Origin of the sequence: Coleofasciculus sp. FACHB-712 (assembly GCF_014695635.1) — a bacterium.
Lineage (GTDB): Bacteria > Cyanobacteriota > Cyanobacteriia > Cyanobacteriales > FACHB-T130 > FACHB-T130.
Window position 1 is genome coordinate 1 of sequence record NZ_JACJOQ010000177.1, and the last position, 11,546, is coordinate 11,546.

The 11,546-nt window shown below is 49.2% G+C and carries 13 protein-coding genes; 9 read left to right on the top strand and 4 right to left on the bottom strand.

What is annotated here, in order from left to right:
• Window positions 1-593, bottom strand: a 593-nt coding sequence (locus H6F50_RS04730) for a carbonic anhydrase (protein ID WP_190426864.1), incomplete at its 3' end; no start/stop codon positions are given.
• Window positions 594-787: 194 nt separating this feature from the next.
• On the opposite strand from H6F50_RS04730, the gene H6F50_RS04735 reads away from it, so the two are divergent.
• From H6F50_RS04735 to ndk, 5 genes are all read left to right on the top strand, one after another.
• On the top strand, window positions 788-2,221 hold the full coding sequence (locus tag H6F50_RS04735; RefSeq protein ID WP_190426867.1) for a carotenoid oxygenase family protein: 1,434 nt from the start codon (window positions 788-790) through the stop codon (window positions 2,219-2,221).
• A gap of 1,003 nt (window positions 2,222-3,224) precedes the next feature.
• On the top strand, window positions 3,225-4,589 hold the full coding sequence (miaB, locus tag H6F50_RS04740; protein ID WP_190426872.1) for a tRNA (N6-isopentenyl adenosine(37)-C2)-methylthiotransferase MiaB: 1,365 nt from the start codon (window positions 3,225-3,227) through the stop codon (window positions 4,587-4,589).
• Window positions 4,590-4,618: 29 nt separating this feature from the next.
• Window positions 4,619-5,230 (top strand): hypothetical protein, encoded by a 612-nt coding sequence (locus H6F50_RS04745; RefSeq protein ID WP_190426875.1) that lies wholly within the window; start codon window positions 4,619-4,621, stop codon window positions 5,228-5,230.
• 122 nt (window positions 5,231-5,352) lie between these two features.
• Window positions 5,353-6,483 carry a D-alanine--D-alanine ligase family protein gene (locus H6F50_RS04750; protein WP_190426876.1) on the top strand — a complete coding sequence of 377 codons (1,131 nt, stop codon included), beginning with the start codon at window positions 5,353-5,355 and terminating at the stop codon, window positions 6,481-6,483.
• 231 nt (window positions 6,484-6,714) lie between these two features.
• Window positions 6,715-7,164: a nucleoside-diphosphate kinase gene (gene ndk, locus H6F50_RS04755; RefSeq protein WP_190413315.1), complete on the top strand. Its 450-nt coding sequence runs from the start codon at window positions 6,715-6,717 to the stop codon at window positions 7,162-7,164.
• 75 nt (window positions 7,165-7,239) lie between these two features.
• Here ndk and H6F50_RS04760 read toward each other — a convergent pair whose 3' ends face one another.
• The gene (locus H6F50_RS04760; protein ID WP_190426878.1) at window positions 7,240-7,959 is read right to left on the bottom strand and encodes a TerC family protein; all 720 of its coding nucleotides are present in this window, start codon (window positions 7,957-7,959) and stop codon (window positions 7,240-7,242) included.
• Window positions 7,960-8,213: 254 nt separating this feature from the next.
• On the opposite strand from H6F50_RS04760, the gene psaM reads away from it, so the two are divergent.
• Window positions 8,214-8,309, top strand: a complete 96-nt coding sequence (gene psaM, locus H6F50_RS04765; RefSeq protein WP_190413318.1) for a photosystem I reaction center subunit XII — start codon at window positions 8,214-8,216, stop codon at window positions 8,307-8,309.
• Window positions 8,310-8,551: 242 nt separating this feature from the next.
• Window positions 8,552-8,941: a hypothetical protein gene (locus tag H6F50_RS04770; RefSeq protein WP_190413320.1), complete on the top strand. Its 390-nt coding sequence runs from the start codon at window positions 8,552-8,554 to the stop codon at window positions 8,939-8,941.
• 50 nt (window positions 8,942-8,991) lie between these two features.
• On the opposite strand, the gene H6F50_RS04775 is transcribed toward H6F50_RS04770, so the two are convergent.
• Complete coding sequence (locus tag H6F50_RS04775; protein WP_190413322.1) at window positions 8,992-9,708, bottom strand: tetratricopeptide repeat protein; 717 nt, start codon at window positions 9,706-9,708, stop codon at window positions 8,992-8,994.
• A 465-nt stretch (window positions 9,709-10,173) separates the two neighbouring features.
• Here H6F50_RS04775 and H6F50_RS04780 point away from each other — a divergent pair, with 465 nt between their 5' ends.
• Together H6F50_RS04780 and H6F50_RS04785 are read left to right on the top strand one after the other, a co-directional pair.
• Window positions 10,174-10,638 (top strand): hypothetical protein, encoded by a 465-nt coding sequence (locus H6F50_RS04780; protein ID WP_190426879.1) that lies wholly within the window; start codon window positions 10,174-10,176, stop codon window positions 10,636-10,638.
• Between the two features lie 10 nt (window positions 10,639-10,648).
• Window positions 10,649-11,206: a glutathione S-transferase family protein gene (locus H6F50_RS04785; RefSeq protein ID WP_190426881.1), complete on the top strand. Its 558-nt coding sequence runs from the start codon at window positions 10,649-10,651 to the stop codon at window positions 11,204-11,206.
• Window positions 11,207-11,294: 88 nt separating this feature from the next.
• On the opposite strand, the gene H6F50_RS04790 is transcribed toward H6F50_RS04785, so the two are convergent.
• Window positions 11,295-11,432: a photosystem II reaction center protein K gene (locus H6F50_RS04790; protein ID WP_190413748.1), complete on the bottom strand. Its 138-nt coding sequence runs from the start codon at window positions 11,430-11,432 to the stop codon at window positions 11,295-11,297.
• Between the last annotated feature and the right edge of the window lie 114 nt (window positions 11,433-11,546).

Here is an 11,546-nt window from a genome sequence, read left to right on the forward strand (position 1 = left end):
CGAATCGGATCGTACCCCCAAACATCTCCCGTTTCAATGTGATAAATCCAGGCGTGGAGAGACAGTTTGCCTCGGTGAAGTTTAGCGCGAATCACTGGATAAGTCCGCAGATTTTCGATTTGCGTTAACACGTTCTCAGCAATCGTGGCTTCCAAAAGTTCTTCCCCAGAAAGCCCCGTGTAGTTCTCTCTAATCAGCCGACGTGTCGCTTCTGCGTGCTTTAACCAGTCGTAAACCAACGGCATTTCTGCCTCCAAACCCTCCAATTTTAACAGTCCTTTCATCGCGCCGCAGTGGGAGTGACCGCAGACAACAATTTGCTGAATATCTAAAGCATGAACGGCATATTCAACGGTTGCGCCTTCGCCGCCATTCGTTGCACCAAACGGTGGAATCAGGTTGCCAGCATTGCGGATGACAAACAGTTCGCCGACAGCCGCTTGAGTAATCAAATTTGGATCGATGCGAGAATCAGAGCAGGCGATGAACAGCACCCTCGGTTTCTGACCGTGAGCGAGTTGCTCGAACAATTCCTGGTGTTCGCTGAAGTAGTTGCTTTGAAACTCACGCAGCCCTCTAATCAGTTTCTTCATATAAAGCCAATTTTTACTCTAGCGATCGCGATCCCTTCCCTGTAAATCATAGGATGCGAACCGACACGTCGGCGTTTTGCGATCGCACTTCCTCTCATATAGCAGCACGCCCGCAAGATCGTTCACACTCAAGAAAGACCTTGCTTAACATTACTTAATCTTATCCCCATTCTGTAACGTTCTATTCCTGAACTATGACCACAGCCACGAAACCGTCAACCCGTAAAGCTTGGGCAAATGCGATCGCCCAACCTGCACAAGAATTTCCCCTGACTCCCCTCCCACTCCTTTCCGGCAACATACCGGAAGGTTTGCGCGGCACCCTCTACCGCAACGGCCCAGCCCGCTTAGAGCGTGGCGGCATCCGGGTGGGACACTGGTTTGATGGGGATGGTGCGATTCTAGGGGTGCATTTCAGCGATGCTGGTGCCTCTGGTGTCTATCGCTACGTTCAATCAGAGGGATACCAAGAAGAAGCCAAAGCGAATCAATTGCTCTATGGCAACTATGGCATGACCGCACCAGGCCCCATCTGGAATCAATGGTTCAAACCGATTAAAAATGCCGCCAATACCTCGGTACTCGCTTTGCCGGATAAACTGCTGGCACTGTGGGAAGGCGGCAAACCCCACGCCCTCGACCTGCAAACCTTGGAAACTTGGGGATTAGATAATTTATCGGGACTGAGTGACGGATTACATTATTCCGCTCATCCCAAGCGCGACGCCCAGACTGGGGAAATTTTTAACTTTGGGGTTTCACCCGGACGGAATGCCACGCTGAATATTTATAAAAGTGACTCTACGGGCAAGATTCTGCAAAAGGCGGCAGTTCAACTAGATGGCATCCCAATGGTGCATGATTTTGTCCTCGCTGGGCAGTATTTAGTCTTTTTCGTGCCGCCAGTGCGAGTGAACGTGCTGCCGTTGCTAACAGGCATGAGCAGCTATAGCGATGCGCTGGAGTGGCAACCAAACCTCGGTACTCAGTTTTTGGTTTTTGACCGCGAAACCCTGTCGTTGGTGAGTCGTGGCGAAACTGAACCCTGGTATCAGTGGCACTTTGCGAACGGCTATGTAGATACCAGCGGATCGGTGATTGTGGATGTTGTTCGCTACGAGGACTTTCAGACCAATCAGTATCTCAAGGAAGTCGCGACGGGTAAAACCCGGACTCCTGCAAAGAGTACGCTGTGGCAAATCCATCTCAACCCGGCAATTAGCCAGGTAACAAGCATCCAAGAAGTCTTAGATCGGCACTGTGAGTTCCCGGTTGTGCCACAGCATCTGGTTGGTCAAGCTTCGCCCCAAACCTATCTATCGGTACATCGGCAAGGTGTAGAGATTAGCCAAGAACAATTTGGCGCGATCGCTCGTTTTGACGCTAAAACTGACACCCTAGAGGAAGCTGATTTGGGTGAGAATCGCTATCCCTCAGAACCCATCTATGCCCCTGATGCCCTGAATCCCGAACAGGGTTGGGTGTTAACGGTGGTGTATGACGGCAACACCGACACTAGCGAAGTCTGGATTCTGAATAGCGATCGCCTTTCGGAGCAACCTGCGTGTCGTTTGGGATTACCCAGTGTCATCCCCCCTAGCTTCCACGGCACCTGGAAACCAGCTTAGGAGTCTATCAACGTTGTTTTGAAGTCTCTTTGAAGTCCTCTGTAGGGGCGCAAGCAAGAGTGCCTCTACAGACTCTTAAGGCGCGAAATCCCGCCTTTTTTTATCATCTGGCGACTTTTTCATCAACCCAGAGAGCGATCGCCCGCTTCACTGATTTTCAGGGTTACATCTACAATTTTTTTGCTAAGTAATTAGCTAATTTTTCTAAACTAAGGAAAAGTAGACGAATTCAAAAAGATAATATAAAAAGCCCGCTTTATTCAAGAAAACGGGCTTTTAAAATTTGGCGATTATTTGGCTGATGTTGACTGTTTTAATCCTCACAGAAAATAGAAAAACCGACCTGTAGAACTAGGGGAAGCTGGGTTGCGCTTCTATGTCAAATCAAGATGAAACAACCCCCTCAAAGCGGCTTCAGAATTTCCTCTTCCTCTTCGTCCGCTACCGCGATGGGCACTGTCCTGCCTTGAATCATGAGTAAATAAGTGTTTTTGGGTTGAATCTGCTTGGTGCAAATTTTCCGAGCGATCCCGAAGGTTTGGTAAATTCACCGCGAAGCCAGTAACTAATAGGCTTGATAAGAAGAGGGAGCTGTAAAGGCGCATAGTAGATGTCTCGTCAGAGCTTCTATTGCCTGATTCGGACTCTCTGATGCATAATCAGGATAAAATTGCAAAACAATCTGAATAACTGAGTTTAGGATGCTGTAATTTATTGCTGAATTCGTAGAATAAACGTCCTACTTTGTTCCCGCAATTTTTTACAAGCGTCAGAAAATATAAGGTGGCCTGAAGGTGCAAGAACGCTGACTCACGGCGGCTGGGGTTATAGGTGCTTGGAGCGTGGGTGCTTGGGTACCGTGAGAGCGATCGCTCTCGAACTTTGGCAACGCTTACGGGCAGTTCTGGCAGTTTTAGATGTAAAGACGCGATAGCTGTATTCTCCAGATAGGTACTATAGATATACAGTTCCGATTATTTTCATTGATTTGTTGTAGCCGTCCATGACCACTTCTCCCCGCCGGTATCACATCACCACCTTTGGCTGCCAGATGAACAAAGCCGACTCAGAGCGTATGGCTGGCATCCTGGAAAATATGGGCTTTGAATGGTCAGAAGAACCTGAAAATGCAAACCTGATCCTCTACAACACCTGCACCATTCGGGATAACGCCGAGCAAAAAGTTTATTCCTATCTAGGCAGACAGGCGAAGCGCAAGCACGAACAACCAGATTTGACACTGGTAGTTGCGGGTTGCGTCGCTCAGCAGGAAGGAGAAGCACTGTTGCGGCGGGTGCCAGAATTAGACTTAGTCATGGGACCACAACACGCCAATCGCCTCCAAGATTTGCTGGAACAAGTTTTCAACGGCAATCAGGTAGTGGCGACTGAGGCAGTTCATATCATTGAAGACATCACCAAGCCGCGCCGCGACAGTAAAGTGACCGCTTGGGTGAATGTAATTTACGGCTGCAATGAACGCTGTACGTACTGCGTGGTTCCCAGCGTTCGCGGCGTCGAGCAATCGCGGACTCCAGAAGCGATTCGTGCCGAAATGGAGGAAGTCGCGCGGCAAGGATATAAGGAAATCACCCTACTGGGGCAAAATATCGACGCCTACGGGCGGGATTTGCCAGGAATCACGGCAGAAGGGCGTCACCAGAATACGCTCACAGACTTGCTTTATTACGTTCATGATGTGCCGGGAATTGACCGGATTCGCTTTGCAACCAGCCATCCGCGCTATTTCACCGAAAGGTTAATTCGAGCTTGTGCCGAATTGCCCAACGTGTGCGAACATTTCCACATTCCCTTCCAGTCAGGAGATAACGAGATTCTGAAGGCAATGGGACGGGGTTATACCCACGAGAAATATCGCCGCATCATTGACACGATTCGCCGGTATATGCCAGATGCCTCGATTAGTGCGGATGCGATTGTCGGCTTTCCGGGAGAAACCGAGGAACAGTTTGAGAATACGCTGCGACTGGTGGACGAGATTGGTTTTGACCTGTTAAATACGGCGGCTTATTCTCCGCGTCCGGGAACACCCGCAGCCCTGTGGGAGAATCAGCTGAGCGAACAGGTAAAAAGCGATCGCCTTCAACGTCTCAATCATTTAGTTTCAATTAAAGCGGCTCAAGCGTCCCAGCGTTACTTCGGTCGCATCGAAGAAGTCTTGGTAGAAGATCAAAATACCAAAGATCCCACCCAGGTGATGGGACGTACGCGGGGCAACCGTCTCACCTTCTTTACCGGCAACATTGCCGAACTCAAAGGTCAAGTGGTGAAAGTCAAAATCACCGAAGTTCGCGCGTTTAGTTTGACCGGGGAACCATTGGAAGTGCATCAGCCAGTGCCGGTATAAGATTTTTAGGTGGATCGGAGGATTTCGCGGTGCTAGCATCTGCTATGAAAACATTTATCACCTTGTGGAAACTTGAAGTAAGCTCCCGCCTCCCACTCCTCCGGCGAGACTTGCAAGAAGCGGTTTATCTTCCCCCTCGCATTGCTTACACTTTATACAACGCGCTGATATTGGTGTATTGGACGGCAATTGCTGCGGGAAGCATTGCTTGGTTGACTTGCCGCTTTACTTACTTACTCGGTGTTAGCACTCGTCAACTGATTCTTCCTAAACAGGAACCGCTTCAGCTTAAGGGCAAAAACCCCCCGGTACAGGCGATTCAGACTTCCACCGCCACGGCACCCCTCCCCACCGCCAAACCAAGCCTCCAGGCTTCCACCGCCACAACCCCAGTCCCCACGGCAATACCCACCATTCAGGCTCCCCCAGGCCTGACGCCAGTCGCTAGCGCACCGCTAGCCGTGGTGGAAAAAATCGCACTGAGCGAGTTGACCACTACGGCGGCTCAAAAGGTCAAAGCAGCGAATCCCGATCGGGTCGTCCTGGCGCGACCTTGGGGCAGAGGATGGCGGATTGCCGTGCTAGAGCCGGAAGAAGCAATGACTGTCCAACGTCCCTGGAAACTCGTTGTCCGCTCCTGAGAGAGACAAATAGCACTGGCATCATAAGAAAGAGGGTTGAGGGAGTTTCCGGATCGGAGTTCGTCTCACGCCTCTAGGCTGTAGTAAACTATCGGCGGTGTGCAGTGTCAGGAATATCCGAAATGAATAAAATGCGGGTGGGATTGCTGTTTGGGGGCTGTTCGGGAGAACATGAAGTTTCGCTAAGTTCGGCACGGGCGATTGCGCAAGCTTTGAGTGCCGACCAAAACAGCGCTAAGTACGAACTCCTGCCTTTCTACATCCACAAAGATGGACGTTGGCAAGCCGGGGAACTGGCTCAACAAGTTTTAGCATCTGGAAAACCGCCGGAATCCCAACTGGCCTCAGAAAATTCTCCGCAACAATTACCCAGTAACGAAAACGCATCACCGAATACCGAACTTACGATCCCATCGCCAGACCTCAATCGTTGGCAATCTCCCCCCCAAGCTGCTGAGGTAGATGTCTGGTTTCCTATCCTCCACGGCCCGAATGGGGAAGATGGCACCATTCAGGGAATGCTTAAATTAATGCAAGTGCCTTTTGTCGGGACTGGGGTTTTAGGTTCTGCGATGGGAATGGACAAAATTGCCATGAAAATGGCATTCGCCAATGCAGGATTGCCTCAAGTGAAATACATCACCGTTAATCGCTCGCAAGTGTGGTCGAATCCCTGTGTTTTCCCCAAGCTTTGCGAACAAATTGAAGCGACACTCGGTTATCCCTGTTTTGTGAAACCGGCGAATTTAGGTTCATCGGTGGGAATTTCCAAAGTGCGATCGCGTGCTGAGTTAGAAACCGCCCTCGATAACGCCGCCAGCTACGACCGTCGCTTAATTGTGGAAGCAGGCGTGGTGGCGCGGGAGTTAGAATGTGCCGTTTTGGGGAATGACAATCCCAAGGCTTCCGTCGTTGGAGAAATTACCTTTGACAGTGATTTTTATGACTACGAAACGAAGTACACCCAGGGACGAGCGGATTTAGCGATCCCGGCGAACGTGTCAGATGCCGTTGCCACGCAAATCCAAGAAATGGCTCTTCAAGCGTTTGCCGCAGTTGATGGGGCTGGTTTGGCACGGGTGGATTTTTTCTATGTTGAAGCGACAGGAGAAGTATTGATTAATGAAATTAATACAATGCCTGGTTTTACGGCAACGAGTATGTATCCCCAACTTTGGGGGGCAACGGGTGTTGCTTTCCCAGAATTAGTCGATCAACTGATTCAATTAGCCTTAGAACGTCATAACGGGTAGATTGGCGGCAATCCATTTAAACTTTTAACGCAAAGGTAGGCGAAGGAAACCGCAAAGGTACGCAAAGGGGATTTAGGTGAGATGCTCAATTTGGCAGTGTCAACGCGGTTGGAATTTACTTAAAGTTGATCTTCGTATCCTTTTGCATAAACCTTTGCGCCCTTTGCGTTAAAAAGCCTTCTAGTCTAATCTGTGTTTTGTATCAGTTTGTAAAATCTAAAGGAGATAAACTTGGAACGGACATTTGTCATGGTCAAGCCTGATGGTGTACAGCGCAACCTCGCGGGTGAGGTCATCCGGCGCTTTGAAGCCAAAGGTTTTACTCTGGTTGGCTTAAAGTTGATGAGTGTGAGCCGGGAACTGGCAGAGCAGCACTATGACGTACATCGAGAAAGACCGTTTTTTGCGGGTTTGGTCGAGTTTATCACCTCTGGCCCAGTAGTCGCGACGGTATGGGAAGCCGATGGAGTGGTCGCAGCCGCTAGAAAAATGATTGGGGCGACTAACCCACTGACCGCTGAACCGGGTACAATTCGCGGCGATTATGGAGTCAGTATTGGTCGCAACCTCATCCACGGTTCCGACGCTATCGAAACCGCGCAGCGCGAGATTGCTCTGTGGTTTAAAGATGAAGAACTTGTTAGCTGGAAGCCCAGCTTGACTTCCTGGATCTACGAGTAAATCACCAACGGCTAATCGCGAACGGCGCTTAAAAAATGTGCCATCGGCGATTAGCCATTTTCAATCTTTTTTTGCCTAACGCTTTTGCTCTTCCTTCTGCTGAATCTCTACGGTTTGCTCAGCGGGGACGCGCTGAGAAAATCCCCAGGCAAATATCACCCCAATACAGGCAATGGTTAACCACTCTGGCGGCACCAAATCTGGCTGAATCGCTTTGCAGAGCAATCGCAATCCTACAAGGGCAACGGTGATATAGCCAGCATCCTGAAGATGGACAAATTCATCGAGCCAACGGATGAATAAGCCAGCCATAAACCGCAGCGTAATCACTCCAATCGTACCTCCGGTGAGAACCAGCCAGGTATCTTTAGAAATTGCGATCGCTGTAGTGACGCTATCGAGGGAAAAAGCTAAATCGGTGACGGCGATTATCGGAATTGCATGCCATAGAGAAGCAAATCGCGGCCCATGATGTTCCTGAGCTTCCCCTTCATCGGAAGTAAAATACTGAAACACCAGCCAAAGCAGATAGAGTGCCCCTAATAACTCAAACTGCCAGAACTGAATTACCCAGGTTGCTGTCAGAATCAAAGTGATTCGGAGGATGTAGGCAACTGCTAATCCAAAGTTGAGGGCGCGACGCTGGAGCGTGCTGTCTTCTAAGCCTTGGGCAATAGCTGCTAGGGCGATCGCGTTATCCGCTGACAGCACTGCCTCTAATACAACTAGAACAAGCAGTACAAGGGGAGCTTCAAGTCCCGGATTGAGCGGAGAGTTCAGGATTTGGTCTAGCATTCACGCAAGCTTCAAACTGGAACTATCAAACTAAAAGCAAAAATTAACTGGCTAAATTGTGCCAAAATGATTGCTGTCTTAATTAAGCTTAACCTTTGTCGGGAAAAATTAGTCGAAAATTCCATTAAGCAAGCCAAACAATGGAGCTAGAATTTTTACGCGGCTGTGTTGCATCTTGTTACAAGATGTTTATATTGGGCATAATTTAGCCGAAATTGTTGAACTATAAACCTGAAATAAGGAGTTGGTAAACGATGTCGATATCCGATACCCAAGTGTATATTGCTTTAGTTGTGGCGCTGTTTGCTGGCATCATGGCATTCCGGCTATCAACGGAACTGTACAAGTAGATGTCACCCCTTGCTAGGGACTAGCCGCTGATGGCAAGAGAGAGTGAGGGAATGACAGGGCTTTAGTACACATCGGCTCCCCTTCTCCCGCTCCCTCTTCCCCTGGTTTCTAGTCCTTAGCATCCAATCCCTAGCTTCTTAATTCACTTGCAGCAACTCTAGGCAGGGGTACCTCCCTTAAAGCCTTTGACATCTATCGACAGACATAGTGGCGCTTGCGTCCAGAGTGGTATCCTGACACCATGAATGCTATTGAACCCTCACAACCTCATCAGCAACCGGCACCAAACAGCCGGATAGTTCCTCGGACGCGGCGACAACCGCGACGCCATCCTAACCGAGCGATCGCAATCGAAACGACAGCTAAATTAGCAGTAAATGTAGTGCTTTCATCGGCAGCGATCGCCGCTCTCGTGCAACTTTTGCCTTATCACCTGTCCCAGCAAGCAAAGCTAGGAGAAATCCGACAAGAAGTGAAGCGCACAGAAAAACGAGTCAATCGTTTAAGTAATAACTTCAGCCGCTACTTCGATCCCCAGCAAGCCAAAAGCGTGATGCAGGAACAAAGCCATCGAGTTGACCCTTCTCAGCGTCCAGTTGTGTGGCTGGATAACAATACGACTGATGAGTAAAAATTCAAAATATTTTGAATTTTGAATTTTTTTGAATTTTAAATGGTTCCTCAAGCGCTGATAGGTTTCAGCAGTTGGTTCATCCAATTTTCGACTTGCAAGCGCAAGCGTCCGGCAGAACCAAAAGGAGCAAGCACAGCCAAAGCGTTTTGATAATCAGCGATCGCGCAGTTCCAGTCGCCGTGCAGATGATGGGTACGACCCCGCTCTGCGTAGATATTCCCTTGTAGCTGACCTAATCTCAGCACTAGGTCAAAATTCTCTAACGCCAAGTCGTAAAGTCCCAGATCCCGAAAGGTGATCCCTTGGTTGATCCAAGCCCGAACGTTGCCAGGGTTGAGATCCAGGGTCATCTCGTAGTCCGCGATCGCTTCTGCCAACTGTCCTAAAGAAGCGTAGTAGTTGGCGCGATTGTTGTAAACACTGTCCAAGTGGGGATCGAGTTCCAACGCCGTGTTATAGTCGGCGATCGCTTGCTCCTTTTGACCGTTCTGGAAATAAATCAACCCCCGGTTGTTATAGTCAGTGGCACTGCTGGGGTTCAGTTCGATGAGAGTCGTCAGGATAGCGATCGCGCCGTTGCGATCGCCATGCTGAGCTTTTTCCTTTGCTAAAGCTCGTAGGGAGCGCAGGGATTGGTTCTGGTGTCCTCCAGATACCGAGGTGACTAGATTAAAACGCCTTGGAACTGTGCCGGTGGTCAATGAAACCGGCGAACCGTTTTGGTGTTTTGCCTGGTCTTGAAAATTGATTGCGCGAGCGTTCATAATCATCCTCAAGGGTACCTTGGACTTCTCTGGAATCTACTTTAGCGGCTTCCTATTCGTTGCCGGGGTGTTCTGTGTCACTGCTTAAAGCGTCTTCCAGCACTGGAGCGATCTCCTATACCTTCAGTTCGGTTTGGATGTCCTTTAGGAAATCTACAGCCCCAATCCAGAGCATTACTGAAACTATCTGTAGAGACTCCCTAAATCTCGTATTTACCCGTCTAGGAGAACTGACGACTGTGAAGCTTGCAGGATTGGCATAGGAAAAAATTATGGATTTTGAGCGGGGGATGCGAGGGGTGAAAATCCTACAACCATGCAAAGGTGCAAAAGAGCAGGGAAAATTGAAGCGATGCTCCCCATTACACCTCTCCCCACTGCCCCAACTGAATGGATGCTGGTAGAATGCAAGCGATACTTACGCGCTCCCGTCGGTGTTTGGCAATCGTTCCTTAAAACGGTCTTATGACAACTGCAACTTCTTATCCCAATGCTCCCGATCTCAGCGAAGATGACTACCTGCTACTTGGCTTAGCCACTTGTTTCTTCAAGGAAGATGGCGAAGTCCAAGAAGTCAACATTATTGAACCCATCCCCTCAGCTGCTCTGGAAGCACTTCTGAAAGGGATTCCGACCTCCTACAAGATGGCTGTTGCGACCACAATGGGTGCAGTGATCGTCGGCGATAACCTCTACAAGCCAGCAGATTTTCCAGAAGAGGCGCAATTTAGCGATGAGTTCACTTTTCGGGCGATCGCATCTGTTCGCACCTATAAGAACAAACCAGAGGCCAAATCTCATATTCCTCTGGGCACTACCCGCAATGACTTTAACTATTCCGTCGAACGCAAGCGAGTACTGAATGCTCAGCGCGTTGTCCGCAAAGAAGACAACGTGAAACAACACTCTCACACCCATAAAGTCCTTTAGGATATCTGCGATGTTGAAACTGTATGGCGGTGCCCGTAGTCGGGCATCCATTGTTAAGTGGTATCTTGAAGAGTTGGGCGTTCCTTACGAATTCGTCCAGCTCGATATGCAGGCAGGCGCTCATCTCCAACCAGAGTTTCTGGCAATTAACCCGATCGGAAAAGTCCCGGCAATTGTTGATGGAGATTTTAAACTCTGGGAGTCAGGGGCGATTCTGCTGTATCTCGCCCAAAAGTACGGCAAGATGCCAGCCACTCTGGAGGAACAAGCACAAACCACCCAATGGGTAATATTTGGCAATGCCACTTTGGGACCAGGGATTTTTGTGGAAGCAAGTCGGGAACGCGAAACGCCTAAGTTGCTGACACCGCTGAATGAAATTTTGGCAGGGCAACCATTTTTATTAGGCGAGGAACTAACGGTCGTCGATGTAGCAGTAGGGTCGATTCTGGCTTATATACCCATGATGCTGAAGCTCGACCTGAGCGAATATCCAGCAGTTGTTACCTATATCCAGCGACTCTCGGAACGTCCTGCCTTTCAGAAAGCAATGGGATCGCAGGGTTAAACAAGTTTTAGGAAGCGGCCTTGTGCCTACCCTGAATCATAAAAGGGCACCCATGTGGGTGCCCTTTCAATTTTTTGGCAGTTCAGGTTTAGCGGAAACCCACAGATGCTTGCCAAACGAAAGCCAACAACAAGAAGAACACGGGGATGATCGGGAGAACGTCTACCAGGGGGTCAAAGAAGGAATAAGCTTCCGGCAGTTTTGCCAACAGCAGTGCTGCTTCCATATTTAAAATCCACCTTTCCAACACAGTTTTAAGAATTGACAAGTATCTTAACATGACTCGGCTGTTAGCTGGACGCGATTTCAGCCTACATGGAAAATTTACTTTTACTAAACG

Bases quoted from the DNA above. Each gene is read 5' to 3' on its own strand.
- psaM (WP_190413318.1), top strand. From the start codon at position 8,214: ATGTCGATATCCGATACCCAAGTGTATATTGCTTTAGTTGTGGCGCTG.
- H6F50_RS04780 (WP_190426879.1), top strand. From the start codon at position 10,174: ATGACAACTGCAACTTCTTATCCCAATGCTCCCGATCTCAGCGAAGAT.
- miaB (WP_190426872.1), top strand. From the start codon at position 3,225: ATGACCACTTCTCCCCGCCGGTATCACATCACCACCTTTGGCTGCCAG.
- H6F50_RS04750 (WP_190426876.1), top strand. From the start codon at position 5,353: ATGAATAAAATGCGGGTGGGATTGCTGTTTGGGGGCTGTTCGGGAGAA.
- H6F50_RS04775 (WP_190413322.1), bottom strand. From the start codon at position 9,708: ATGAACGCTCGCGCAATCAATTTTCAAGACCAGGCAAAACACCAAAAC.
- H6F50_RS04790 (WP_190413748.1), bottom strand. From the start codon at position 11,432: ATGGAAGCAGCACTGCTGTTGGCAAAACTGCCGGAAGCTTATTCCTTC.
- H6F50_RS04735 (WP_190426867.1), top strand. From the start codon at position 788: ATGACCACAGCCACGAAACCGTCAACCCGTAAAGCTTGGGCAAATGCG.
- H6F50_RS04785 (WP_190426881.1), top strand. From the start codon at position 10,649: ATGTTGAAACTGTATGGCGGTGCCCGTAGTCGGGCATCCATTGTTAAG.
- H6F50_RS04770 (WP_190413320.1), top strand. From the start codon at position 8,552: ATGAATGCTATTGAACCCTCACAACCTCATCAGCAACCGGCACCAAAC.
- H6F50_RS04760 (WP_190426878.1), bottom strand. From the start codon at position 7,959: ATGCTAGACCAAATCCTGAACTCTCCGCTCAATCCGGGACTTGAAGCT.